Origin of the sequence: Mesorhizobium mediterraneum, from assembly GCF_002284565.1 — a bacterium.
GTDB lineage: Bacteria > Pseudomonadota > Alphaproteobacteria > Rhizobiales > Rhizobiaceae > Mesorhizobium > Mesorhizobium mediterraneum.
The window spans coordinates 139,463-164,997 of record NZ_NPKI01000026.1 but is presented as its reverse complement, the minus strand read 5'-3'; the positions used below and the strand labels follow the sequence as shown (position 1 = coordinate 164,997).

At 60.2% G+C, this 25,535-nt stretch carries 25 protein-coding genes; 7 read left to right on the top strand and 18 right to left on the bottom strand.

Translation table 11 applies throughout. From position 1 onward, the window contains the following. Positions 1-49 precede the first annotated feature (49 nt). The 3 genes from eglC to CIT25_RS20705 all read right to left on the bottom strand — a co-directional run bounded on the left by eglC (position 50) and on the right by CIT25_RS20705 (position 3,693). Positions 50-1,441 carry an endo-1,3-1,4-beta-glycanase EglC gene (eglC, locus tag CIT25_RS20715; protein WP_095486369.1) on the bottom strand — a complete coding sequence of 464 codons (1,392 nt, stop codon included), beginning with the start codon at positions 1,439-1,441 and terminating at the stop codon, positions 50-52. A 349-nt stretch (positions 1,442-1,790) separates the two neighbouring features. Further along, the gene (locus CIT25_RS20710) at positions 1,791-3,134 is read right to left on the bottom strand and encodes an SGNH/GDSL hydrolase family protein (protein WP_095486596.1); all 1,344 of its coding nucleotides are present in this window, start codon (positions 3,132-3,134) and stop codon (positions 1,791-1,793) included. Positions 3,135-3,399: 265 nt separating this feature from the next. Beyond that, positions 3,400-3,693 (bottom strand): hypothetical protein, encoded by a 294-nt coding sequence (locus tag CIT25_RS20705; protein WP_095486368.1) that lies wholly within the window; start codon positions 3,691-3,693, stop codon positions 3,400-3,402. Between the two features lie 216 nt (positions 3,694-3,909). On the opposite strand from CIT25_RS20705, the gene CIT25_RS20700 reads away from it, so the two are divergent. Then, positions 3,910-4,923, top strand: a complete 1,014-nt coding sequence (locus CIT25_RS20700) for an alpha/beta fold hydrolase (protein WP_095486367.1) — start codon at positions 3,910-3,912, stop codon at positions 4,921-4,923. Positions 4,924-5,304: 381 nt separating this feature from the next. Beyond that, the gene (locus CIT25_RS20695; RefSeq protein ID WP_095486366.1) at positions 5,305-5,979 is read left to right on the top strand and encodes a protein-L-isoaspartate(D-aspartate) O-methyltransferase; all 675 of its coding nucleotides are present in this window, start codon (positions 5,305-5,307) and stop codon (positions 5,977-5,979) included. A 246-nt stretch (positions 5,980-6,225) separates the two neighbouring features. Here CIT25_RS20695 and CIT25_RS20690 read toward each other — a convergent pair whose 3' ends face one another. Then, positions 6,226-6,852 carry a CDP-alcohol phosphatidyltransferase family protein gene (locus tag CIT25_RS20690; RefSeq protein WP_095486365.1) on the bottom strand — a complete coding sequence of 209 codons (627 nt, stop codon included), beginning with the start codon at positions 6,850-6,852 and terminating at the stop codon, positions 6,226-6,228. A gap of 355 nt (positions 6,853-7,207) precedes the next feature. On the opposite strand from CIT25_RS20690, the gene CIT25_RS20685 reads away from it, so the two are divergent. Further along, positions 7,208-7,681: a phosphatidylglycerophosphatase A family protein gene (locus tag CIT25_RS20685; protein WP_095486364.1), complete on the top strand. Its 474-nt coding sequence runs from the start codon at positions 7,208-7,210 to the stop codon at positions 7,679-7,681. A gap of 149 nt (positions 7,682-7,830) precedes the next feature. On the opposite strand, the gene CIT25_RS20680 is transcribed toward CIT25_RS20685, so the two are convergent. From CIT25_RS20680 to CIT25_RS20650, 7 genes are all read right to left on the bottom strand, one after another. After that, entirely contained in the window at positions 7,831-8,523 is a 693-nt protein-coding gene (locus tag CIT25_RS20680) for a class II aldolase/adducin family protein (RefSeq protein ID WP_095486363.1), read from the bottom strand. Further along, positions 8,520-9,974 (bottom strand): FGGY family carbohydrate kinase, encoded by a 1,455-nt coding sequence (locus CIT25_RS20675; RefSeq protein WP_095486362.1) that lies wholly within the window; start codon positions 9,972-9,974, stop codon positions 8,520-8,522. Before CIT25_RS20675 ends, CIT25_RS20680 begins: the two co-directional genes overlap by 4 nt. A gap of 4 nt (positions 9,975-9,978) precedes the next feature. Then, positions 9,979-10,827, bottom strand: a complete 849-nt coding sequence (locus tag CIT25_RS20670; protein WP_095486361.1) for a sugar phosphate isomerase/epimerase family protein — start codon at positions 10,825-10,827, stop codon at positions 9,979-9,981. Between the two features lie 5 nt (positions 10,828-10,832). Further along, positions 10,833-11,828, bottom strand: coding sequence for an ABC transporter permease (locus CIT25_RS20665; protein WP_095486360.1), 996 nt, complete (start codon positions 11,826-11,828; stop codon positions 10,833-10,835). After that, complete coding sequence (locus CIT25_RS20660; RefSeq protein WP_095486359.1) at positions 11,825-12,826, bottom strand: ABC transporter permease; 1,002 nt, start codon at positions 12,824-12,826, stop codon at positions 11,825-11,827. Before CIT25_RS20660 ends, CIT25_RS20665 begins: the two co-directional genes overlap by 4 nt. Next, positions 12,819-14,333: a sugar ABC transporter ATP-binding protein gene (locus CIT25_RS20655; protein WP_095486358.1), complete on the bottom strand. Its 1,515-nt coding sequence runs from the start codon at positions 14,331-14,333 to the stop codon at positions 12,819-12,821. The genes CIT25_RS20660 and CIT25_RS20655 overlap by 8 nt, the downstream gene beginning before the upstream one ends. 87 nt (positions 14,334-14,420) lie before the next feature. Beyond that, entirely contained in the window at positions 14,421-15,410 is a 990-nt protein-coding gene (locus CIT25_RS20650; RefSeq protein ID WP_095486357.1) for an autoinducer 2 ABC transporter substrate-binding protein, read from the bottom strand. Positions 15,411-15,620: 210 nt separating this feature from the next. Between CIT25_RS20650 and CIT25_RS20645 the strand changes: the two genes are divergently transcribed. Next, positions 15,621-16,679: a LacI family DNA-binding transcriptional regulator gene (locus tag CIT25_RS20645; protein WP_095486356.1), complete on the top strand. Its 1,059-nt coding sequence runs from the start codon at positions 15,621-15,623 to the stop codon at positions 16,677-16,679. A 222-nt stretch (positions 16,680-16,901) separates the two neighbouring features. Here CIT25_RS20645 and CIT25_RS20640 read toward each other — a convergent pair whose 3' ends face one another. Continuing rightward, on the bottom strand, positions 16,902-17,783 hold the full coding sequence (locus CIT25_RS20640) for a hypothetical protein (protein WP_158302612.1): 882 nt from the start codon (positions 17,781-17,783) through the stop codon (positions 16,902-16,904). Positions 17,784-17,997: 214 nt separating this feature from the next. Here CIT25_RS20640 and CIT25_RS20635 point away from each other — a divergent pair, with 214 nt between their 5' ends. Next, the gene (locus CIT25_RS20635; RefSeq protein ID WP_095486354.1) at positions 17,998-18,909 is read left to right on the top strand and encodes a hypothetical protein; all 912 of its coding nucleotides are present in this window, start codon (positions 17,998-18,000) and stop codon (positions 18,907-18,909) included. Between the two features lie 83 nt (positions 18,910-18,992). Then, positions 18,993-20,483 carry an FAD-dependent oxidoreductase gene (locus CIT25_RS20630; RefSeq protein ID WP_095486595.1) on the top strand — a complete coding sequence of 497 codons (1,491 nt, stop codon included), beginning with the start codon at positions 18,993-18,995 and terminating at the stop codon, positions 20,481-20,483. Positions 20,484-20,529: 46 nt separating this feature from the next. Here CIT25_RS20630 and CIT25_RS20625 read toward each other — a convergent pair whose 3' ends face one another. From CIT25_RS20625 to CIT25_RS20615, 3 genes are all read right to left on the bottom strand, one after another. Next, complete coding sequence (locus CIT25_RS20625; RefSeq protein ID WP_095486353.1) at positions 20,530-20,967, bottom strand: DUF2267 domain-containing protein; 438 nt, start codon at positions 20,965-20,967, stop codon at positions 20,530-20,532. A 160-nt stretch (positions 20,968-21,127) separates the two neighbouring features. Further along, positions 21,128-22,534: a Do family serine endopeptidase gene (locus CIT25_RS20620; RefSeq protein WP_095486352.1), complete on the bottom strand. Its 1,407-nt coding sequence runs from the start codon at positions 22,532-22,534 to the stop codon at positions 21,128-21,130. Between the two features lie 63 nt (positions 22,535-22,597). Further along, complete coding sequence (locus CIT25_RS20615; protein WP_095486351.1) at positions 22,598-22,804, bottom strand: sugar phosphorylase; 207 nt, start codon at positions 22,802-22,804, stop codon at positions 22,598-22,600. Positions 22,805-23,161: 357 nt separating this feature from the next. Between CIT25_RS20615 and CIT25_RS20610 the strand changes: the two genes are divergently transcribed. Continuing rightward, entirely contained in the window at positions 23,162-24,088 is a 927-nt protein-coding gene (locus CIT25_RS20610; protein ID WP_245329923.1) for an NADP-dependent oxidoreductase, read from the top strand. Between the two features lie 106 nt (positions 24,089-24,194). Here the strand turns inward: CIT25_RS20610 and CIT25_RS20605 are convergent, their stop codons facing one another. From CIT25_RS20605 to CIT25_RS20595, 3 genes are read right to left on the bottom strand one after another with little or no spacing between them, the layout of a single operon-like run. Further along, positions 24,195-24,656, bottom strand: a complete 462-nt coding sequence (locus tag CIT25_RS20605; protein ID WP_095486593.1) for a YbhB/YbcL family Raf kinase inhibitor-like protein — start codon at positions 24,654-24,656, stop codon at positions 24,195-24,197. Further along, positions 24,656-24,961, bottom strand: coding sequence for a hypothetical protein (locus CIT25_RS20600; RefSeq protein ID WP_095486350.1), 306 nt, complete (start codon positions 24,959-24,961; stop codon positions 24,656-24,658). Before CIT25_RS20600 ends, CIT25_RS20605 begins: the two co-directional genes overlap by 1 nt. Positions 24,962-24,989: 28 nt before the next feature. Continuing rightward, positions 24,990-25,421 (bottom strand): hypothetical protein, encoded by a 432-nt coding sequence (locus CIT25_RS20595; RefSeq protein WP_095486349.1) that lies wholly within the window; start codon positions 25,419-25,421, stop codon positions 24,990-24,992. Positions 25,422-25,535 lie beyond the last annotated feature (114 nt).

The window sequence follows — 25,535 nt, the reverse complement described above, 5'->3', positions numbered from 1 at the left end:
GGCCTGATGACGAACGTGTCCGTGCAGAGCCCACCGTCAGGAGTTACGCCTAGATAATCCAATCGTTCAACGCATAGGCATGGATGTAGTCGATCTGCATTTCCGCGGGCGTCGCAAGCCCGTCGGCAGGCGCTCCCGCGATGCCACCAACCGCCAGATCGACCAGCATATACATCGGCTCGTGCATATCGGCAGGCGTTGCGGCACGAGCAACTTCGACGTCATCGAAATACCAAACGAGTTCGTCTTCTGTCCACAGCACGCCATATGTGTGGAACCCTTCGGTATCCGCGGCATACGCCGTCGAGGTCACTGTCGTCTGAGTCCCCGTCTCGTTCGAGTGGCTTGTCAGAATGAGCTTGTTTGGATCCTGACCGACCATCTCCACGACGTCCAGTTCCGGTGGCCAGGAGCCGTCCGCCGGGAGAAGCCAGAAGGCCGGCCATACACCCTGTTTTTCGGGCATGTCGGCCCGAATTTCGAAATAGCCGTAGGTCTGCGCGAAGGATTCGTAGGTCGTCAGCAAACCTGACGTGTATTGGTAGTTGTTTATCTCGGGCCGGATCGCCGCAGGAGCCTTGGCGGCGGTAATCGTAAGAATACCGTCATCAACGCTGAACGGGTTGACGGAACGCGTCGGGGCGTAGTTGGTATCGATATACCATTGAAGCTCTTTGTTGCTCGTGAGCGAGCTGCCGTTTGCGGCTCCCCACCAGAAATTCGAGTCCCAGGTGCCGCTCGAGCCATTCCACAGGTCCAGCGTGTCGAACTCGTCCGAAAAGGTGAGTTCCAGAGCCGACCGGTCCACGGCCATCTTGAACTGACTGGCGGTAAACTCGCCGATGGTCTTGTTGGCGAAGACGAGAAACTCGTTGTCGGACAGATTGAGTCGGACGTTCGCTCCCGACTGGACCATGTTGGCGCGCACCTCCTCGAAGGAGGTGAAGCCGTAGCTCCCGACACGGACGGTATCCTGAGCGCCAAAGTCCAGGATCAGATCACTGCCGTTGCCGGGGGTCACGATGAAAATGTCCCCCCCGGATCCGCCCTTGAGCACGTCATCGCCCTGTAAGCCGTCGAGCGTCTGTTGGCCGGAGCCGCCGGCAATGATGTTGTTCAGCTCGTTTCCGAAAGCATAGCGTTTGTCGCCCGTGACCGTCAGGTTCTCGAAATTCGCTGGGAGCTTATAGCTCATCCAGGTCGAGATGGTGTCGACACCCTCGCCGGGCCGCTCGACCGCCTTGTTTTTCGAGGAATACAGATAATAAATGTCATCGCCCTTGCCGCCATACATCGTGACGGTGACGCTGCCGTCCCCATACATCGAGTCGTTGGACGTGCTGCCATAAAGTGTTGGGCCGGAACTCGTCGCCGAATACCACTTTACGGAGGACCCGCTGTAGGGAAGTGGAACGCCCTTGGCGTTCAGTACCGTGGCCATCCCGGTCTTTTCTCCTTTGTCTCGCCCCGATGTCAGCCCTAACACCTATCGCGGGCAAAAGGAGCCAATACCTTTTGGCTTTCGACTTAGGAGGGTTACCAAAAGCTTAACACGTCGTGGGACCGGTGTCGGAAATCCGGATCCCAGTCCCAAGCACCGGGTTGCAATTCTCCGTCTCGACACCCGGAGGATCCGACCTTGCCGCGCGATACCTGAGCGCCGCGGCAAGGTCAGCAGTGACCTATTTAGCTGAACCCAATAGGACNGGGTTGCAATTCTCCGTCTCGACACCCGGAGGATCCGACCTTGCCGCGCGATACCTGAGCGCCGCGGCAAGGTCAGCAGTGACCTATTTAGCTGAACCCAATAGGACGTCGAGATCGACCGCGTCTGCCATCGCCTTGTATCCCGCGTCGTTGGGATGAAGATTATCGCCGCAGTCGTAGTCGTCGCGCAGATACCCCGGTTTGGCCGGGTCTTCCATCACCTTGTCGAAGTCGATCACGCCATCGAAGCCGCCACCGGTGCGTATCCATTCGTTCACAGCGACGCGTATCTTTTCCTTCTCGGGTGTGTAGTAACCCTCGGTGGGAAGCCCTTTGAAGGTGTCGGCGAAGGGGGTCAACGTCGCGCCTACAATGCGTATGCCATGGGCATGCGCGCGGTCGGTGAGCTGTTTGTATCCGGTGATGATGTCTTCGGCGGTCGGTTCCTTGTCGTCCGGCGTGATTGCATTTTTGCCGGGCCAGCCGATATCGTTGATGCCCATCATTACGACGACGGTCGAGACTTTCGGATGGCTCAGGATATCAGAATCGAAACGCGCCAGCGCATTGACACCCATACCGTCGGTCAACACGCGATTGCCCGAAAAAGCTTCGTTAATCACCGCAACCTTGTGGGCGGTCTCCTGCAATCGCTTGGCGATATGGTCTGGCCAGCGGTTATTGGCGTCGGGGGTCGAGCAATTCCCATCCGTGATGGAATCCCCGAAAAACACGATCGCCTGGGATTCCGGCGCGGCGTCAACCCATATATCGCTCAGAAAAAGACGTGATTTGAGTGTGCTGTCAGCCTTGAACGCCGCGTCGTTTGTGAAATTTCCCGGGCCGGAGATGTAGGCGGTTTGCACACCATCCCAATGCACCGACGAGAGCGCCGTCTTCTTCGGCAGGAAGATGCTGACCGAGATTTCGGAAAGCGCTTCTGCCGGCAGGTCGACGGGGTCGCTGAGGATCGGGGCTCCCGGCGGAACGACCACAGAACTCTTGCCGCCCCAGGTCAGGGGCTTCAGGGTCGCCTGATCGACGTCGCCGTTCTTGCCTGCTATTCCGACGCTGCCGGCCCCGATAGTCAGCGGCCTAGCGCCGAAAGCATTCGATAGGACGACCCGGACGGTATTGCCGCCAACGCTGATGCGGGCAACTTGGCGGACGGTCTGATTCTCCAATACCTCCGGCACTCCAAAAGGCGCAGGAAGATCATCCAACCAGCGCGGAGCAGGTGTGGCAGCCCAAGTGGTGATCCAGGCTCCCGTTTCGGCGCTTTGTGCCCCGAAACCAACCGTCGCGGAACCGGCGGCCACAGCTGCACATATCAGGATAGTCTGACGCAGACGCCGTTTCCTCCCTGCTGCGGGAGAAAGCACCGATGAAACCTTACCTGCAAAATTGAAACACCTATTGAGCCGCATTTTCATCTCCTCCTCGAGACATGCTGGTAATGCCGCCGCCGGCCTAATTATGACGGGCATCAGAGGAAATGAAATTGAACTTCCGTTGCGATCTTGGACCAGCGCCAGGAGCAAGATGTCCAACCGTGGCAGAGAGATGCCGCCTGCCTATTTCCGGCGAGCGGCGGACTGAGCAGGCTCTCGATCGTGACCGCGGTACTATATCAAAGTCATCGCTGCGGTTCGAGTGAAGGCCCCCAGAACCAGACTTGGCGTGCGGAAGGCATCAGCTTTGCCCCAAAAGTGCACGCGCTAACTCTTGCCATTCCTCACCAAGCGTCAAGGTCGACGGCGCGGCGCCGCAGCGACGATACCAATATTCCGCATTCGATTGATCGCCTTCCTTGCGATGGAGGTAGGCATGAACGCGCATACCCGCCGTATCGTCGCGCGCCTGCGCGCGCTCGTGCGCCTTATCCCAATCGCCCTTTGCATCCCACCACAGCGCCTGCAGGGCGGGGCTCAAGCCGGCGGGCGGCTGTGATTGCGCAATCGAATCTCTGAAGGCTTGCAGATCCATTTTTGCTACCGACGTGATGTGTATGGGCGGCGCCGATAGTGTAGCCCCGGATTCTCCAACAGTGAAGTCGCACGGTGCACAGCAGAGAGGCGGTCCTCTTTGTGCGTGCCACGATCAACTGATCGTTATCTCCGTGCCGAGATGGTGACGAGGCCTGTCACAAGCCGCTCGTATTGATGGCCATAATTCTCGCCGAGAATTACAGAGAGGACTTTCATGCGCATTCCAGCCAGCGCCGCCATCTTCATCACCATAACGACATCGGCTCTCGCCCAGGACCCCGGCGCGACCGCCTCCGGTGCCGTCTATGGCCCTCGACTGGAGGGCTTCAGCTATGCCCATCCGGTCAAGATCCACAGCTTCACGTCGCAGCGCCAGCCCATCGAAATGGCTTATCTCGATGTTCCGGCGCGCGGGAAGGCGAACGGCAAGACCGTCGTGCTATTGCACGGCAAGAATTTCTGCGCCGGAACCTGGGAAGTGACCATCGACGTGCTGACGACAGCGGGTTACCGCGTCATTGCGCCGGATCAGGTCGGCTTCTGCAAGTCGACCAAGCCGCCGAAATATCAATTCTCGTTTCAGCAACTGACCAATAACACCGCTGAGCTCATCGAATCCCTCGATGTATCCGACGTCATCCTTGTCGGCCATTCCATGGGCGGCATGCTGGCAGCACGCTACGCTCTGCAGTTTCCTCAAACCGTGGAGCGCCTGGTGCTGGTGAATCCGATCGGTCTCGAGGACTGGCAGGCGAAAGGTGTTCCCTATGCCACCCTCGACACGGCATACGCCAGCGAACTGAAAACCAGCTTCGCCAGCATCAAGGCCTACCAGCAGCGCGTCTATTACAATGGCGACTGGAAGCCGGAATACGACCGTTGGGTGAGCATGCTGGCTGGCATGTACGCTGGCGAGGGCAAGGAGATAGTGGCGTGGAATCAGGCCCAAACCTCGGACATGATCTTCACCCAACCTGTCATCCATGAGTTTGGCAATATCTCCGTACCGACAACGCTGATCATCGGAGGCAAGGATCGCACCGCCCCGGGCAGCAATCGCGCCAGCGCGGAGGTCGCGAAGACGCTCGGCCAATATCCAAAACTCGGACGCGCTGCAGCCGCGGCCATTCCAAACGCGACGCTCGTCGAGTTCCCAGAGCTTGGACATTCACCACAGATAGAGGCACCCGGCGAGTTCCACTCAGCACTCGTGGAAGCGATAAAGTAGCGGCATCCCCGGGGCTTTGGCTCGACGTTGTGGGAACGCCCGTCGTGGCATTCCGCTGCCCGAAGCCATGCAGCAGTCGCAGCATCGCTCGGTGAAACCGGCGTCCACTACTACAACGACGACGTCCCGATCGAGATCGCCGGCTGCCCACGCATGCGGCAATTCAGCCGTTCGTCGTTCGATCACCGCGAGCTAGGACATACCGTTATGGTGACATGGCACCGGATCTCCAGGGCTGCCGCCGGTATATACCAGACGCAACGCTAAAATTGCCTCCGGTCGCGGTGGCCACCCGCAACTGGAAACCATGACGGGCATTGCTGTGACGAACAGGATATAAGCCTATTTGGCAGCAAGCTGGTTGAGGAAAGCCCCACCGTCATGAAGCCAATGAACGAACAACATCTCGCAGTTTTACGCCGACACATGGTTGAGATGATTGCGATCCATACCGACCTTGCAAGCGACGAACTCGGCAAGGCGGCGCTCGATGAACGGGTGATGGCAGCGATGCAGCGTGTGCCGCGCCATCTCTTCGTGCCAAGCTCAGTCGCTGCTTATGCTTATCAGGACATGCCACTGCCGATCGGCTTCGACAAAACCGTCTCGCAGCCGTTCATCGTCGCTCTCATGACCGATCTCCTTGCTCTTCAACCGCACGAGGCGGTGCTCGAGATCGGCACTGGCCTGGGCTACCAAACCGCAATCCTCGCGGAACTCGCCGGGCACGTTTGGAGCGTCGAAATCATTGAGGAGTTCGCGAGCCATGCCGAGGCTCTCCTGCAGGGCCTCGGTCTATCCAATATCAGCATTCGTGTCGGAGACGGGTCTCGCGGCTGGCCCGAGCACGCCCCGTTCGACAAGATCCTAGTCACCGTGGCGGCTGGGCGGGCGCCGTCGGCTTTGCTTGAGCAACTCAAGCCGGGGGGCCGCCTGGTTATGCCTGTGGGGCCCGAACAAGGGCAGTTGCTGACGGTCATCGACAAGGATTCGGTAGGGCAACTGAAGACCCGCAAACTCATCCCGGTTCGGTTCAGCCGGCTCGAAACGGTCTAACGAGGGTGCGGACATCGGCCCACAGGGTCAGCAACTTCGCTATGCCAGAGGACGCAGGTCGCGCGTGGATCGTTTTTAACCCGACTGCGCCCGTGCCAGCGCCTCACGTTTTCCACCGGCCAGACCGTTGTCATGACCGCCTTTTCTGGGCCAGGGCGCGCTTTGGAAACGTGGGAGCAGATCGACCAGACGGGTCTCCCAGGTGAGGCTGCCGTCATCGATGCTTGCGTTATGGATTTCACCGTCTCATGGCTGCTTCGCGTCCGCTCGTTTGAGCATCGCAAATGCGCGATTGGTCCGTTGCAGCGCTGTGGCGTTTGCCAGCAGTGCGTAAAGCGCGAACCCGCCCGTGAGAATCCAGGGCGAAGTGGCGCCCGTGGCGATCGCGATTCCGTCGGCGACCAATAGCACGCAAATGAACACCAGGCGCTCCATCCGTTCGAAGAAGTCCGGCCACGCCTGATTTTCTATGGGGATTTCGATCGCCGTCCGCGCCTTGGCGTAGCTGGTGAGGATTCCGCCGGCGAACGCGATCATTGCGATCGCCCACAGATCGGCGACCCAGCCTATTGCCGCAAACACGGCAAGTTCCTGATACCGGTCGGCCATCGCGTCGAAATAACCACCGGCCTTGGTGCTCATATGTCTCCGACGGGCAACCGCGCCGTCCAGCGCGTCGAAGGTAAACGCCAACGCGAGGCAAAGGCCAAAGGCAAGGGTTGACTGGTGGTACACATAAGCGGCGCACGACAGGGCGACGAGCACCAGCCCGCCTGATGTAACCTGGTTCGGGGTCATGCCGATCCCGATCAGCGGGGAAGCGGCGTGCTCCCATAGCGGGTCGATACGACGTTTCATGAGGCCGGCGATCATGATGACTTGGCTCCTCTGATGATGTCGCTTTGCGAAGTTTAACCGGCAAATTGTGGGTTCGTTCCAGCCCGTCGGCGCAGATCGAGGTGGTCAGCGCGGTCGAGACCGGATCAGGCTCTTCCCCGGCTCAAGTCTTGGCGAATGCGCCCATGGATTGAGGCAGTCAGAGAACTGTCAAGCCGACGGCGAAACACAAAAGCTCCGGTCGCTGCGATAACATCCGATGTTGTTTCGAAGTTTCTGCAATGCCCCTTGTGTCCGCCGTCGCAAATCGACCGGCGGTTTAGCGGCAGTAATCGGAAAGATGTGAATATAATGCCTATTTACAATTCACGGGGAAGCCGCCCGAAACTCGATGCGTAAATTTCTGCCTAAGTTCGCTTACCTGCTCGCGACCTCGGCCGGCGCAGGATTATCCCCGTTATGGCCGGGCACGGGCGGCGCGGCTGTTGGAGTGGTTCTTGCCGCGATCCTGATACCTGCATCGCCTTGGCTGGTCGTGGTTGCCTACATGGCCGTATTCGCCGTGGGAGTATGGGCGTCGTCGCATGTCGTCTCCCGTACCGGAACGGAGGATCCGCAGATCGTCGTCATTGACGAGACCTTCGGTACCGCCGCAACACTTTCCATGCTGCCGCTCGACCCGGTCTGGTGGGCAGCAGGTTTCCTTGCATTCCGGTTTTTCGATGTCGTCAAACCCTGGCCCATCCGCGTCATGCATGACAAGGTAAGGGGTGGTCTCGGCATCATGCTGGACGACGCGGCTGCGGCTGTGTTCGCCGGGGCGTCGCTGCTCTTGCTGAACGATTTGATTCAACGTTTGTCATAAGGGCGACATTCAGTCTTCACCTGCCACAGTCGAGCTCAAGGCGGCGATTGGGATAAAGCGAGAACGATTGGCAGGCGATCCCTCAGCCTCGCACAGCCGCCGCCAGTCCGCTGCCCACGCGGCCTCACTAAAAATCTGCCAAAGCCGTGCTAGGCCGCAGCACCGCGCGGCCGCGCCAAATCGTTCGTTCCTTCCGGATCCGGCGCTTGGCCATAGCTCATCTTCTTCATCTGCTCGATCACCCGCGCCATCTCTTCGTCGGAAAGGACCGGCGGCTCGCCAAGGGTAAGCGCCTGGACATACATGCGCGACAGGGTTTCGACCTCGTTCGCCAGCCACAACGCGGCTTCCATGGTCTTGCCGAGCGAAATCTGACCGTGCTGGCCGAGCAGGCAAGCGAGGCGATCCTTGAGAGCAACCAAGGCATTGTCGGACAAGGCCTGCGTGCCAAAGGTTGCGTAGCCCGCGCAGCGGATGGTCGTACCGCCCGCCACTCCTGTCATATAGTGGAAGCTCGGGATCGTCTTATGATGGCAGGCCAGCGTCGTGGCATAGAGCGAGTGGCAATGCAGCACGACGTTGATCTCCTGCCGCTCCCTCAAGATGTCACGGTGGAAGCGCCACTCCGAGGAGGGTCGTCGGCCGACATAGGTGCCGTCAAAGCCCATCTCGACGATGTCTTCGGGCGTCATCGTTTCGTAGGGTAGCGATGAGGGCGTGATCAGGAAACCGTCGCTGGAGCGCACCGACAGGTTGCCGGCATTGCCCTGGTTGATACCGCTGGAGTTCATCCGGCGGCAAACATCCACCATCTCGCGGCGCAGAGCGCTGTCATCAGTCATCGGTCAGTCCTTCTGTCTTGTCTCGGAAGAATGTGTCTGTTTGCCAGTTCGCGCCACCGCTGCGCATAGGCCGCGAGCGCCGCACGATCGCCGGCAAAGGCGGCCGGCAGGCTGAGCGCGATCGGAGCCGGCGTGTCACGGGCTTCATGTTCGCCAAGTAATGCCGCACCCGAAGCGGTGCCGTAGGAGTCAAGGTTGTAAACCGTTTCGGCGTTTGGCCGCAGCGCGGCAACTAGCGTGGCGTAGAGCGGGTCCCGCAGGAAGGTGCCATCCAATGCAACCAACCCGTTTTCCTTCAGCGCATCGATACATTCCGCTGTCAGCAGCGCGGCATAGAGCACCGCGAGCGCCTTGCGCTCCTCAGGGGTTTCTGCAGGCGGCCCTTCAAACCGGCCGCGCCCAGCGCTGCCGGGAAACAGTCCGTCATCGTCGCCGAACGACGGCAATGCGAAGGTGCCTCGCCCAATCAACGAACTGACCAGCGCGGCGTCGGCCGCATTTCCTTCTTGCCCCTGCCCTGCCACATGACTGAACTCTCGTCCGCCCATGGTCAAAACACCGCCAACCGGGCGTCCTGTCACGTCGCTGTTCAGCACCATTCCGCGATTTTCATCGAGTTGGTCGAGAGGTGTCGCGGCGCACATTCCGACAATCCAGGTTCCGGTAGAGATCACGCAGGCGTCGCGCATGCCTGCCGCCTGATAGCGGTAGAGGTTCAGGCTGCTGTCGTGGCCGCCGGTCAGAACAGACAGCTTTTCCGATATGCCGTGCCGGCGCGCTAGATCCTGCCGGATTGGCCCCAACGTCTCCCAGGCCGGATGGAATGGTGGCATGAGGCGCTTCCAGCCCTGCCCCGCCACAATGGGCGACCACTCCTTGCGCACGTTGTTCCATAGATGTGATTGCGCCGAAAGAACCGTCGTTTCGGCCGATGGCACGCCTGACAGCCGCCAGGCCCAATATTGGGGCAAGCCCAAGTACCAACGAGCTTGAGCGACGCGCTCCGGATCAACCTGCTGCATCCAGTACAGCTGGCGCGCCTGGTGGGCGGCCTTCAGCATGATCGAGCTGCTGCGATCGAAGAAATCGCCCGAAAGGGGCGCGTAGCCATCGCGAATTGCAGGCGGCAGGTCCTGCTCGTAGTTAATCATCGGCAGGGCGGAAGTGTCGTCGGGATCTGCGTTCACCAGAACCCCCGCGGAGCCATGTCCGGTGCCGACCATTTTTTCCAACGGATGACGACGGCACAAAGTGGCGAGCGAGCCGAACAGCCAGTCGCTAATGCCATTGAGATCGTGGTGCCGCCAAGGTGGACCGGGCCGCACTTCGTTGCGGACGCAGAGGCTCTCCGCGAGCATGCCGTCGAACGTCATCGCGGAGAGCTTTATATTGGTCTTGCCGACATCGAGGACGGCGATCCTTGCGCCGTCCACCTTCTGCCTGTCACCCATGGTTTCAGATCAGACCGTATTGGCGAGCCTTGTTGCGCAGGAACGGCAAGCCATTGCCCATCACTTCGGCCTCGTCCTTCGCGACTGGCCGCCAGACTGAGAGACCGTAGGAGACTTCCGGCGGCATGTTGATGAAGCTTTCCATGGCAAGTCCGCCCTTGAAGCCGATCGCCGCCAGCGTCGCGTAGATCTCGTCCCAGGAGCAGTTGCCGGTACCTGGTGTGCCGCGATCGCTCTCAGACAAGTGGATGTACTTCAGATAGTCGCGTGCGGCCAGAATGCCATTGGCGGCCCCCTTCTCCTCGATGTTCATGTGGTAGGTGTCGAGATGAACAAAGATGTTGTCGGCCCCGACCTTCTCTACCATCCAGACGGCCTGCGCGCCGGTGTTGATCAAATGGTTCTCATAGCGGTTCACCGCCTCGATTCCGAGCTCTATGCCGCGCTTCTTGGCGTGCTTGGCGGCGACGGTCAGCACATGCGCAATATTGTCGTATTCCTTCTCGGTCGGTGGCAGGCCGGTGCGTTCGCCGATACCGCCGAAAATCACGCCGGAAAGCGCCAGCGCGCCCATCTCGGCGGTCTTGTCGATCGCCACTTCGAGATGTTCGATGGCAGCATCTGGCCGCACCGAGGCCCAGGCGTGCTCCGGCAGGCCAAGCGAGCAAACGGCAGGAAGATTGTGCTGTTCGAGCAAGGCGCGCGTATGCGCGGCATCGACCGCCGGCGCGTTCAGAAGCGCGATCTCGATAAAGTCCATCCCGTATTTGACGGAAGCCGCGATCGCCTTCTCCGCGCCGGCCCGGTCCCAGTTCATCGTCCACATCGAGGTGTGGACCCCAAAACCATGCATCTAACTCACCCTCTGTTTGTGTTTAGGAATTTGAGACGCCCGGCAAGCCAGCGCAGGATCATAACCGTGATCATCAAAATGCCCCAGACCGCCGTCGCAAGATGCTGGTTTGCGCCCATCAGATTGAGCCCCGAGGACAGAAGCTGGAGCACGACCAGCGCAACGAAGACCGGGATCACCCGACCGAAGCCGCCGAACGGATTGACCCCGCCAAGAAAGCAGGCAAGCACGGTGATCAGCAAGTAAGACTCGCCGTGGCCGACACGCACCGAATTGAAGCGCGCCAGCATGATGATACCGGCGACCGCGCACATCGCGCCGGACAGTGTGTAGACGAGAACCTGTACCTTGCGCGTATTGATACCGGAATAGCGCGTGGCTTCGATGTTGGAGCCGATCATGTAGGTGTTGAAGCCTAGCTTCATGCGTGTCAGCAGGATGTGCCAGATCAGCACGCTAGCGATGAAGATGAGCAACGGCACCGGAATGCCAAAAATCGAACTATAGCCGATCCGCGCCAGGAACCCGGGAATGCCGGACACGTCGCCGCCCCGCGTCAGGAATTCGCCGAGACCGCGCAGGAAGATCATCATCGACAGCGAGACCAGGATCGGGTGAGCCTTGGTGTAGGCGATGACGAGCCCCATGATCAGCCCACTCAGTGCTCCGACCGCGACGGCAAGGACCGAGCCAAGGACAAAGGCGCCGATGCCCGCGTCGACGCCTCCCTGGCTTTGCAGTACCCAAGCCAGCGTCAGGCCGGCCATGTTGGCCGTGAAGGTGATGGCCAGGTTCAGGCCGCCGGTCAGGATCGGCAGCAGCATAGCGAGTGTGAGGAGGCCGAGCTCCGGCAGCTGGAAGGCGACGGATCCAAAGGTGGCGCGGGAAAGGAAGTTCGGCGCGGCAATGCCGAACACGACCATGACCACCGCGAACGCGGCAAGCGGACCTGCCAGTTCGGGGCCAAGCGCATTGCGGGCGCGGTCAATCAAAACCGTCATGAAGGCACCCGTCGGCTTTTCAGGAACGGCAGCAGGCGTTCGATGCTGGTGTTCGACAGGGTGATGGCGGCAAGAATGATGGCGCCGACGATCATCTTGAACGCGAAAGGCGACACACCCATCAAATTGAGTCCGTTCTGGGTGATCGAGACCAACAGAACGCCCAGAATGCAGCCAAGCACGCTGCCTTTGCCGCCGCCGAGCCGCGCACCGCCAAGGACTGCCGCTGCCAGGACGTCGAGTTCGCGCCCATAAAGGGCGTTCGGCACGACTTCCTGCGCGTAATGCCCTTGGACGAGACCGGCGATGCCCGCCATCATGCCAAGCCAGCCGAAGGCGATAAATTGCATGGCACCGATATTGATGCCGAAGCGGCGCGCGCCCTCCGGATTGTCGCCAAATGCGTAGAGCTGGCGACCAGTGGTGGTGCGCGTGATCAACGCCCAGGTAGCGAACACGCATATGGCCATAATGAGCACAGGTAGGGTGATCTCCGCCCAGGTCCCGTCAGCCATCTCTCGCTCGAACAGCACGACGCGGGTGGTGAGCCAGTCCGGCAGATTGTAGATCGACACGCCACCTGTGAAGAACATCAGCAAGCCGAAGAAAATGTTGAAGGTCGAAATCGTGGCGACGATCGAGATGATCCTGAACCCGTGGATCAAGAAGGCATTGATGCAGCCCAACGCGACGCCCAAAGCGCCAGCGATGATGAGGCCGACAATCCAATTCCCGCCGCCGACCCAACCGAGGACAGTCGCCGTCAGATATTGCACAACGGAGGCAGCAACCGCGAAGGAGATGTCAATGCCGCCGGCAATCAGCACAACGAGCAGGCCGACAGCGAAGATGATGTTAACCGAGCTGGTGTTGAGAAGGTCAAACGCGTTGCCGAGGGTGAAGAACCGGTCTGTCGCAAACGAGAGGAAGACGCAGATGACTGCGATCACGGCGAGCAGAGCCAGTTCCGTTGCGTGGGAGCGGACAAACCTACGCATAGACCGCCTCCTCGATCGCCTGGAGGGTCGTAGCGCACGGTGCATATTCGCCGACAATGCGCCCCTGAGCCATGTGCAGCACACGGTCCGCGTTGAAATAGACTTCAGGGACCTCATCCGAGATCAGGATAATAGCCAGGCCGCTGTCCGCCAGCTTGGAAACGATGTCGAAAATGCCGGCGCGCGCGCCGACATCGACGCCGACTGTCGGTGCGTCGAGGATAAGCAGTTTCGGATCGGTCGCCAGCCATTTTGCGATGGCGACACGTTGCTGATTTCCCCCAGACAGGGTCGAGATCGCGTCGTCCTGCTTTCCGATCTTGACGCCGAGATCCCTTATCCAGCGATTGACCAGAGATCGCTTGCGATCGCTCGAAATGAAACCGCGCGAAAGGATCTTGTCTAGCGACGCGACCACCATGTTATCGGCGATTGCCTGGGGCTGAATGAGACCGAGCGACAGCCGGTCTTCCGAAAGATAGGCGACGCCGGCGGCGATCGCGTCACGGTTGGAACCGAAGCGAACGGGGTTGCCATCCAGGACGACAGAGCCCGACTTCGGCTTGCGCATGCCAAACAGCGTCAGCGCGAGCTCGGTGCGCCCTGCCCCGAGAAGCCCGGTGATGCCGAGTGTCTCGCCGCGCCGAACCGTCAAGGATACATCCTGGAATTCACCGGGCCGCGACAGCCCCTTAACCTCAAGCATGACCGGGCTCGTGCCCAAATCCCGATGCAGGGCGGAATAGCCGAAGGTCTTGCCTGTCATCAGCTCGGTGATGCGCGATTGGGTCAGGCCTTTGGTTGGATAGACGCCAACGAGCGCGCCGTCGCGCAGCACGGTCACGCGGCTGGAGATTTCAAGAACCTCCGCCAAGCGATGGCTGACGAACACAACGGCGACGCCCGACGCCGACAGATTGCGCACGATATCCAGCAGATAGTCGGTTTCGGATTGAGTGAGCGACGCCGTCGGCTCGTCCATGAAGACGAGCTTCGCCTGGCCGACGAGGGCGCGTGCGATTGCTACGATCTGCCGCTGTGCGATGGGAAAATGGTGAAGTGCGAGATCGACATCGAGGGTAACACCAAGACGTTGCAAGGCATTGGTCGCGACACGGCGCATCTCGGCATAATTCACCAGCCGCGGCCAGCGGGCGATGACCGTCTGGAACGCGATGTTCTCGGCGACAGTCATCTCGGGAAACAGGGCGAGGTCCTGCCAGATGACCTGAATCCCGCCCGCCTGCGCCGTTACCGGCGACATGTGGGAGTAGCTCTGGCCGTCATAGTCGATCACGGCGCCCGCCTCGGGCCTGTACACGCCTGTAATGACCTTGATCAGCGTGCTCTTGCCGGAGCCGTTCTCGCCGGCCAGGCAATGCACCTCGCCCGGCAGCACCTCAAAGCTGACATTCTTCAGCGCCTTCACGCCGCCGAACGTCATGTTGACGTTGCGGAGCGACAGCAGCGGCCGTGATGCGGCGCCATCGAGTGCCTGATCAGCCATCGAGTTGAAACCCTGGATCCAATCGCATTTGCAATCCTGCAGCCGGGCGGCTCGAGGCCAGCCCGGCTGCCATAGCCTCGGGAGGCTTTACAGGCCCATCGCCGCGAGATCGTCGACAGTATCCTTGTTGATGGGGACCAGCTGATCAACGATGATGTTACGGTTTTCGAAGTCGGGCTTAACTGTCCCTAGCCCTTCGATCGTATCACCATCCTTGATCTCGTTGCCCTTCATGAGATGGTCGGCCAGCGTGACGAAAACCTCGCCCGCCTGCTTCGGATTCCACATGAAGCCGCCGGAGATCGCGTCGCTTTTGATGAGCTTCTGGCCCTGGCCTGGCGAGAAGGGGCCGAGCACGAATATTTCGCCCACCTTCCGGCGCTCTTCGATTGCGCGGCCAGCGCCTATCGGTCCTTGGCTGCCGAAGGCGAGAAAGCCCTTCAAGCCGGGATTGGCGGAGATCAAGTCAAGTGCAGTGCTGCGGCTCTTGTCCACATCCTCGGCGACGCCATAACGTTCGCCGACAAGTTTCATGTCGGGATTGTTCTTCTTCAGATACTCGATTGCCGCATCGGCCCAGGCATTGTGCAGCGGCACCGTCAGCGAGCCGACGAACACTGCATACTCACCCTTGCCGCCCATCTTCTCCGCCAGGAGCTTGGCATGAGCTTCGCCGAAGCCGGTGGCAGACGCGAGTTCGAAGTCCCAGTCGGCGCCCTTCTGGCCAGGCGATTCATGCGTGATGACGATGATGCCGGCGTCCTTGGCCTTCTGCAGCACTGGTTCAAGCACTTTTGCATCATTCGGCACGACGCCGATGACTTTGACGCCCTGAGCGATCAGATCCTCGATTGCGCGAACTTGCAGTGCCGGATCAGCGCTGGTCGGGCCGACCATGAATGCGTCGATCCCGAGCTTCTGGCCGCGTTCCTTGATACCCGCCTCCATTGCGTTGAACCACGGAATGCCGCCGATCTTGACGACGACGCCGACCTTGCCGGCCTGCTGTGCCATCGCAGCGAATGAACCGCCAAGCATAAGGGTCGCGGCAAGCGCCGCGATCATGAGCTTTTTCATCTGTACTCCTCCCATAACGTTCCTAGTGGAAACACACTCGAGCCGTCGAACGACGGCGGCCGTTAGAAACCTCCCCGAAAAGACGGGACACTCCCCCATCGATCATGCAGCGGTTTTCGCTTGCACAATCGATGGTGCAGAAACTATTGTGCATCGAGAAGCTCTCGTCAAGCGGGATGTTGCTCTAAAAAGACGCGCCGGAGGCGCCAGATGGATCAGCGGGTCAAGAAGAAGGCGACGATCTATGATCTGTCCGTGCTATCGGGTAGTTCGCCGTCGACCGTGAGTGCCGTGCTGAACGGCACTTGGCGCAAGCGCCGTATCAAGGAAAGTACGGCGGAAACAATTCTCGGCCTCGCCGAACGCCACCAGTACACCACCAATCTGCAGGCGCGGGGTTTGCGACGCTCGCGATCGGGCCTGGTCGGCCTTATGCTGCCCGTCCACGACAATCGCTACTTCTCCTCCATGGCGCAGACGTTTGAGGGGCATGTGCGTAGCCGCGGTCAATGCCCGGTGGTGGTCAGCGCCAGTCGCGACCCGGAAGAGGAACGGCGGACCGCGGAGACGCTGATCTCTTATTCAATCGACCAACTCTTCATCGTCGGCGCCACCGATCCGGACGGCGTGCATGAGGTCTGCGAACCGGCGGGGCTGAAGCATATCAACATCGACCTGCCGGGAGCGAAGGCGCACTCGGTGATCAGCGACAATTATGAGGGCGCGCGGATGCTGACGGAAGCAATCATCCGCCACTTCGGCAATGACGCTCCCCTACGGCCGGACGAGCTGTTTCTGTTTGGCGGCCGCAACGACCACGCCAGCCGCGAACGCATCGCCGCATTCCATGCGACCAAGAAGGCACTGCTGGGCGCCGACCCTGAAGACGGTGTGCAGTCCTCCGGGTATTCGCCTGATATAACTTTGCGCGCCTTCGAGACGTTTTACCAACGCCATGGCAAGCTGCCGCGCGCGCTATTCATCAATTCGTCGATTAATATGGAAGGTCTGCTGCGTTTCATGGCGGGCCGGCCAGCGGAAATGTTTAGCGAGCTCGTCGTCGGTTGCTACGACTATGACCCATTCGGCTCATTCCTGCCCTTCCCTGTGATCATGGTGCGGCAAAATGTTGAGGCGATGATCACGAAGGCATTCGAGCTGATCGATGAACCGCCGATGGTACCGCAGACCTTCCTGATTGCGCCAGAGTTGATCCAGCCCAGATCTGCGCTGAAAGGGCCGCTGGACACTCTGAAGGATATAGCCTGAGTGTGAATCGACGCTACAGGGTGACCCCGCCCGCCCTGAGACTTCAACCCTTATCCTGCCGCTCGGTATTGAGACCCCCATGCGGAACCACACTCCTGGCGGCTTCGCTCACATGATCCCATATTGGAGCCATGGTCAGCATATCCCGTGCAGATGTCGCCGTCTCCACTGACAGCCCAATACGGCACGTTGCCGCCTGCAAAAGGCCAACAGCACCGAGCGTTAGAAGCGATACCGGATTCCAAGAGTGTTCGCATTAGAACCCTCTTTCATATTTCCAAATGTACCGTCGGCGCCGGATCTATGGTGGAGTTGGTAGACAAGTTCGACATTGGGTGCTTGCCTAGCTCTGAAAGAAAGCTCCGCACCAACGAAGCCGAGGAATGATGCATCGCCATCGTCGCGGATTTCGCGATTGCGCTCGATCTCGGTGGGGCCCGTAACGGCACTAAATCCAGCCGTCACTGCGGGCGCAATCGCCAAATCACCAATGACAAGGCCCTGATGGCGAAGTCGCGCTCCGGCCCAAAGTTCGCCAGACGTATCATCGTCCTCGCCAAATCTTATGGCCGCGCCGGTGACGCCACCAAGAACGAAACCAGCGCCTATATCGACGAGATCGCGACCATATGCGGCCCCGATTATGTAGTTGTCTGTATAGTTGGCATCAAAAAGGTCGATTGTATCCCCGAAGGACCCGCGCGCAAAGACGCCACCAAAGACATAAACATCATTCTTCGTCGGCAGACCGTCTGTGAAAGGGTCTTGGGTCGCAAAATAGATAAAGGGGGAGTTGTCATCGGCGCGTCCAGAACTGACTGAAGTGCTCAAGATCACCGCAGCCAAGGCCGCTTGCAGTCCGCGCATAGACAAGCTCCGAATCGATCCCTCAGTCGACCATCCATGCTTCGTGAATTTCACGGGAAAGAACAAGGTGCGAATTGGTTTGTCGCCAGAATGCTGAATGCGGGTACGTTCTGGTAGCTCAAACGCTTGTTTAGGCTTTGCCAGCCGGTGCGTAACGACAATGGCCTCAGTCAGACGGCCGTTCCGGCAGAACGGGCTTTCTTGAGAAGAGCGGAGCGAACTCGAAATGCCGTCCATCTTCTGTTCTTATCGCGACGGCCAAGGAACCCGCCGCCGACCAGTTCGTTTCGCGATATCTGACGCAGACTAACCGGAGGCAAACATGCTCGACATGCCGCATGCTCGCAATCGCAGCGTCGACGCGCATATAACCCGGCGGGACTTCGCTCGGGCCGGAACATGCCAAGACCGGAGCACCCGTACTTATACGTTAGAGCTTTAGATCGCGGCTATGCTGCGCGACGTTGACTATGTCTTGCGAAAGCTCGACTGGATGCGCGCCGAAGGCATCTGGCCCAACGGTCTGCGCTACCTTTGGACCGATGCTTTCGGGGTCGTACTCTATGTCTCGCTTTACAAGGAGCTCGGCGAGGAACGTTGGCTGGGTGAGGCCGAGCGACTGGTGGCGGAGGTCGAGCGTGTGCTCGGTCGTCTGCGCGGAGTGAGGATCGGCGAAGCGGCAGATCGCGACGGACAGTATTTCCATTACCTGGCGATGTGGCTGTTTGCCTTGGCGCGTCTCGGTGATCTGAAGCCGCGATACCGCACGCGCGGCATCGCGCTGGCGCGGGACATTCATCCGGCCTTCGTGATCCCCGGCCGCGGCGTTATCTGGAAGATGCAGGAGGATTTGAGCAGACCTTATCCCGGCTACGGCCTCGGCAGCATGGACGCCTATGATGGCTACGTCTCCTACCGGATGCTCGACGAAGACGCACTTGCGCCCGAGATCGCGCAGATGCGTGACCTGATGGAGCGCGACTGGCGCACCCTCGACATCGAACAGGATCTCGGCCTCGGCATGATGCTGTGGCTCGCGCACTTCTTTCCTACCGAGCCATGGGCTGAGGCGCAGACGAAACGTTCGCTGGCAACGTTGGAAACGATGTGGGTCGACCCGCCGGGTTGTTTCAGCCGCGCGCCGTGGCTGCGCGATACGAAGTTCGCCTTCACCAATTACGGCGTGTCGCTGGGCCTTCAAGCCGCCGGCGTCTGGCCGGAGCGTGTCGAGAGGCTGAACGCTTTCTTCGAGAACTGGCGCTCCGGCGACGAATACGATCGCGAGGCGATCACCTGGGTGATGGCTTGCACCTCGCATCTTCCCGGTGCGTTTGTAGCTTCCGGACGGCCAAGGACCGATTGAAGACGGTAAATCCCGGGAACGTTCTCGCGCCGGCGCGGGTTGTCGATGACAAGTGCATCGAAAACGCAAAGGATGCAGGTGAAATGGCCATTCTTTCGGGAAAACCGGGAAGCTGTTGGGTGGCTGCCGCCACCGCTACAAACTATCCCCCGCTCGATGGCTCGATCCATGCGGAGGTGGTTATCGTGGGCGCTGGGATTGTCGGGCTGACGACGGCGCTTCGCCTTTGCGAGGCCGGTCGGTCGGTAATCGTCGTCGAAGGCTTGCGGACAGGCGGCCAGGTGACCGGCCGCTCGACGGCCAAGATCACGACGCAGCACGCGCTGATCTATCGCCATCTCATCGACACATTCGGCCGGGACATGGCGCAAGCCTATGCCGATGCGAATTCCGCCGGCGCCGTCCAGATCCGGGAATGGGTTCGCAACTATGCCATCGCCTGCGATCTCGAGACCAAGGACGCCTATACCTACACCTGCGACACAAGCCGGGGCGCGGAGATCGCAGCCGAGGCAGAGGCCGCGCGCCAGGTTGGGCTGGACGCCGATGTTCTCGAGCGCGCGCCGCTGCCTTTCGAAACGGCCGCCGCTTTGCGTTTTTCCGACCAGGCGCAGTTCAATCCGGCGGCGTATCTGGTTGGCCTGGCTCAGGCGGTGACGGCCCGTGGCGGACGGATTTTCGAAAACAGCCGCGCGATCTCGATTGGCGAGGCAAGCCGCTGGCGCGTCGTCACCGACGGCGGCACCGTTCACGCCGAATATGTGGTCGTCGCCACCAACATGACAGTGAAGAGCCCCATCGGCATGGCGAACCGGACCCAGCCGCGCTGCCACACTGCCATGGCGTTTCGGGTCGATGACCCTCTTGCTGTCGACGGCATGTTCATCGGCATCGACGATCCGACGCACTCCATCCGCACGGGCCGCGATGCCGAAGGCCCGCTGCTGGTCACGCTCGGCCCCAAGTTCGATACAGACCAGGACGGCGACGTGGCGAAACGGTTTGTCGAGCTGGAGCAATGGGCAAGAATTAGTCTTCCTGTTGGAGACATTGCGTGGCGCTGGTGCAACGAGGACTATGACACGGCCGACAGAGTTCCGTATGCCGGCGAGCCCGATCCGGACAAAGCCTCCGGTTTTCATATCGCCACGGGATTCAACGCCTGGGGCATCACCAACGGAACGGCCGCAGGCACGATGATTGCGGATTTGATCTGCGCTCGGCCCAGCCCATGGCAAAAGCTCTACGATCCGGCGCGGTCTTATCCTGAGGACTTTCACAAGAATGGCCGCAGCCAATCCATTGTCTCAAGCGTCGACGACATAGCGCCGGGCATGGGCGGTGTGATCGTCAGGAGTGACGAAAAGATCGCGGCGTGGAGAGACGCTGAAGGGGTGCTCCATCCCGTTTCCGCGGCATGCACCCACAAGGGCTGCACCGTGACCTGGAACAACGCTGACAACACCTGGGACTGTCCTTGCCATGGCTCGATCTTCGCTGCCGACGGTTCGGTCATCCACGGCCCGGCTCGAAAACCGCTATCCCCGGCCGCGCTGTGGAAAGGCGACGACTGACACGGCCCGGCGTCACGGCCGGGATCGTCGAGATTCCCGAGTCATCTCACGCCGCTTGCTGCGCTTCCGCGACGCGCCTGATTTCTGCTGGCAAGGATTCCCAAACCTTGATCATCTGCCCCTCTCCCACGTGGTGAGCGAGAACCTTGGATACGACCTTGAATGCATCCTTGGAATCGACCGGTCGGGTGAACTCCAGCTCCGCCTTGATTTTGGCTAGAAACTCATCGAGCGATCGCAACTTCTCGGGCGTCTTGGAGGGCTGATATTGGTCATAATAGGCACCGCGCACGAGGATCGGCAGCTGCGAACCGAGATGGGCAGCAAGATCCGGCTGCATGCGATCCCGCAGGGCGTGGAGCACCGCCCCAAGAACGTGCCATGCGATCTGCCGATCCGGTCCGATCTCGGCCATGATCTCGTCAAGCCAGATGTTTGTGGTCTGCAGCGTCTTGTCGAATACGTCGAGTCCAGTGGCGCTCATCGAAGCCTCCTTTTTCTGCCAACTGTTCGAACAACTCATTGGACGAAACGACCTTGGTCGGCTGTTGTTCCCGTTGCCAAGCGTAAAGACCCTCGCCCGCAAAGCGTGTGATCCGTCCGGCCAAGCTTACGCTCCATGCGTTCCTATCAAGATTTGCCCGTCAAGATTTGGCCATAGCCACGGCAACGAAAAGCGTTTGCCCTTGCCTGTTGATGCGGAACAAGATGGGCTTGTTCTGTTGACGGGATTTCGTCCACTCCGCTTCGATGTCGGACGGCTGGCTTACGTTCTGATTGTTGGCCGAAACGATCACGTCGCCCGCGCGCAGGCCGTTTTGGTCGGCGAGGCTGTTCGGCGCCACTTCTTGCACGAACAGCCCGGTGGTGCCCGGCGGGAGTCCGAGCTGCTGGCGCGCCTCATCGGGGATGGGACTGAGCGACAACCCGAGACGTTGGTCCGCCGCTTCCGGTCCGGGAATGGCGCCGGTCGGTTGCTCTTCATCGTCACGCTGACCGATGGTCAGAGCTATTTCCTGCTGGCTGCCCCCGCGGTTTCTTGTGAGCGTCGTCCTTGTCCCCGGCTTTTGGCTCGCAGCCGCGAGCGTCAGGTCGTGAACGCTCTGGATGTCCTTGCCGTTAAAGCGCGTTATCACGTCTCCCGCCTGTATGCCTGCCTTCTCCGCCGGACTGCCGGGCTCGACCGAGGCGACGAGCGCTCCCTTGCTGCCCGGTATTCCAAGCGCCTCGGCAATCGAGGGCGTGATCTCCTGGAGACGCACTCCGATGAAACCGCGCTCGATCCGACCAGTGCGGATCAACTGGTCGACGATCCTCTGCGCGGTCCGGGATGGCACGGCGAAACCAATGCCTATGCTACCGCCCGAAGGCGAGACGATGGCTGTATTGACTCCGATCACTTCGCCGCGTGCATTGAACAGGGGACCGCCGGAATTGCCCTGATTGACGGAGGCATCCGTCTGGAGAAAGTCGTCATAGGGTCCAGCCTGAATGTCGCGCGAACGGGCTGAAAGCACGCCGACGGTAACGGTCCCACCAAGCCCGAACGGACTGCCGATCGCGATCGTCCAGGCGCCGGGCTGTACTGCATCGGAGTCACCCCAGGCGGTCGTTGTCATATTGGGCCGCGGATCGACCTTCAGCACCGCGATGTCGGTCGCCGGATCCCGGCCGACGAGCCGTGCAGGCGAAATCTGCTTGTCGGAGAATACGACATGGATTTCGTTTGCATCGGCAACGACATGGTTGTTCGTGACGATGTACCCCTCAGGACTGATCACAAAGCCGGAACCAAGGGCCTCTCGCACCTGTGGTTGCGCCGGCTCGAGGCCGGGACTACGGAAAGGACTAAAAAAATCGTCCAGCGTCGTCTGGCCCTGGATAATCTGTTTGGTCGTTATGGCGACCACGGCCGGAATTTTCTCCAGCACGATCGCCGTGAAGTCGTTCGGGATTTCCTGAGCTGCGAGCGGAGCAAGGCCGCCGGCCGGGAATATCAGAATTGCGGCAATCAGGCCGGCGCAGAGTCTTTTGTTCAACACCGGAAACATGGTCTGAGACTCCTTCAGCGTTCAGTGATCAAGCATATGGCCGCTCCAGCAGGCGCAAGCCGCTCACCAGCGGATTACGACGACCTTGTCGTTCCCATTGGTGAGTTCGACAGCTTCGGTGCCGTCCGGCTTGCGGCTTTCGATCCGGGCGCTTTCTACTGTTTCTATGCCAGCAATGTTGGCCGCAAAGGCCTCGTCAATCTCGGCAGTACAGACCAGGGTATCCGGTGGCAGATCCTTCACTTGGTCCATCAATTCGCGAAGCTTCATGGCGAATCTCCTTGGCACAGGCCCGGATTCTTTCGGCCGCACATTCCAACCATGTCCCTCCAGAAAAGTTCCAAGACGAGATTGCGGCGATGTTGCAGGATGATCTCCGCGCAAGCTCTCTCGTAGAACTCGAGAGAACGGTCTTTGAATGCCACGACCGACCTCGGAACTTCATTGGAACTTCCAGCCCGCAATCCGGTTAGGTGGGCAAGGATTTGAAGCGGATTGAGTGGAAGGTGATGTCCTCAGTGATTGGTGAAAATCCGCGCTCGACTGCCGGGATCGCAGGTTTCCCATTCACCCAATGCTCGTACTGTTTCCGGACCTGCGCTGGGCCCCGAAACGAGGAGGAAACCCATGGCGACCATGAAAGCAGTTCGTATTCACACTTTTGGCGGGCCGGAGGTCCTTTCGCTGGACGAGGTTCCCTTGCCTCAGCCCCGTGACGACGAGGTCACGCTCAAGGTCTGCGCAGCAAGCGTCAATCCGATCGACTCCAAGACCCGCGAAGGATCGGCGGGCGGGGATCTGCCCGTTACGCTCGGCCGCGACGTGTCCGGCGTGGTGGAACTGTGCGGCACGCGGGCTCATACGTTGAAGAAGGGCGATCCGATGTTTGCCATGCTTGGTCATGGCCGGGGCGGCAATGCCGAATACGTCGTCGTCAAGGCGACGGAGGCGGCAGCAAAACCGGAACGTCTTAGCCACGTGGAAGCCGCCGCCGTGCCACTTGCCGGCGTTACAGCGTGGCAGGGCCTTTTCGACCATGGCGACCTCAAATCCGGGCAGCGGGTTCTCATCCATGGCGGCGCCGGCGGTGTCGGGCATCTGGCGATCCAGTTTGCCAAGGCTGCGGGCGCGTTTGTCGCGACGACGGTCGCTGCCGAGGATTTCGATTTCGTCCGCAAGCTTGGCGCCGACCAGGCCGTCGACTACAAGAACCAGCGCTTCGAGGACGAGGTCGAAGACATCGATATGGTTTTCGATCTGGTCGCGGGCGACACACAGGATCGCTCCTGGAACGTGCTGAAGCCCGGTGGGATACTTGTTTCCACCGTTTCTGAGCCCACGGCCGAACAGGCACGCCTGCATCAGGCGCGTGGCGTTTCCTATCTGGCTGAGCCAAACGCGGCGCAGCTTGCGAGGATCAGCCGCCTCATCGACGCCGGCAAGGTAACTCCGTTCGTGCAGGCAACTTATCCTTTGGAGGAGATCGCCAAGGCCGAGGAACGGCTGGAGAGGGAACATACGCGCGGCAAGATCGTGGTTGAGGTGGCCGCCTGAGCCCGGAATGCTCAAGTTCAAAGTGAACCAGTTCTGCTGGCAAGCCATTCGGGAGGTGATCGGTGCGTGGCCGACAGGCAGCCCGCCTGCAGGACTTGGCGCTGATTCATCCGTAAGTGCCGATTAATTCCGCCTCACCCAGCATGTTTTCACGGGCAGCCTGCCACACGACCAGGGCATCGGGTTCCGGGCCGATGGGAAGGTTGGCAATGCCAAGGGCGGCGAGCCTGAAGCGGTAGGTGTGTGGTTTATCACCCGGATGCAGGTCGGGTCCATCATAGTGAAGATTGCCGAAATCATTGAAGCCATGAGGCAGGTCCTCGGTTCGCGCTTTGGAACTGCGCCCTTCGGCCAAATGACGCCGGTCGCCGCCGATGTCGTAGACGACCCAATGCCGGGACGCCTGTGACGGTGCATCCGTATCTTCCATGACGAGCACGTAGCTCCGAGTGCCCGGCGGCGGATCGCTCCATTCCAGAAACGGGGAGAGATTGTCGCCGCGCCGGGCGTGACGATCTGGAATAGGCTGGCCGTTCTGAAAGGCGGGACTGGTCAAAGTGAACGCCATCATTCTCCTCCTTGCTCGGCTAAACTCGTCGAAATAGACGCTTCGGGCGCGCCCGTCGCGGCCTTCTCTCCATCAGACGACCCCAACAACCACAACCGGCTATGGATCGTACCGGCGCGGGCCGTGCTCACTTGAAATTGGCGCCCCGATTGCTCCTCAATGTGCTCGCCGAAAAAAGAACCGCGCCCGGGCGAGCATGAGGTCTTCACCCGGCTGCTTTGAAGCAGTGCGGTGGCTCCACCATCCATGGCGTTGCCGGCGATGCCGCCGGCAGTTGGCGGCCAATCGCTAACGAGAACGAGCAAGACTTTTCGTCACCGTCCTGCGAGGGCCTCAATGCACAAACTTCGTCCTCAGCCAAGCCAGAAGTCTGTTCCCGACAATTGTCCGGCGGACTCTGGCGGCAGCCCATCGCGCTTGCATCGTGGCACCAACCTGGCAGTGACAGACGATGTTGTGCAACTGCCAGTCACTTAGCTCGAAGAAGCGCTTTGCCTCACCGTAGGTGTCATCTTTCAGACCCATGGCGCGCAGCACCGGATCCTCATAGGCAACGGTGATCGGCGATCCCGCACCACGCGCTACAGCACGGGCTTCAGGACTGAGATATTCGGTGCCTGAAAGCGCTCCGAGGCAGCGCCGTGGATTTTGTTCGAGAAGATCTGCCCAACGCTCGATCCGCTGCGTCCGAGTCATGACAGGGTATGTCGCCGAGGGCTCAACTTTTGCAATTGTCTGCAGTTGGTCGAGTGTTTGGTGTCTCATGGTCGGCTCCTTTTGATAGGTGCACCCACGCCCTAACAAAAAATTATTGCGCTGCGACGCGCCGACAAGGCCGGGAATTGGCAATCTGAGGAGTTCACCCCCTCACGGCTCGTA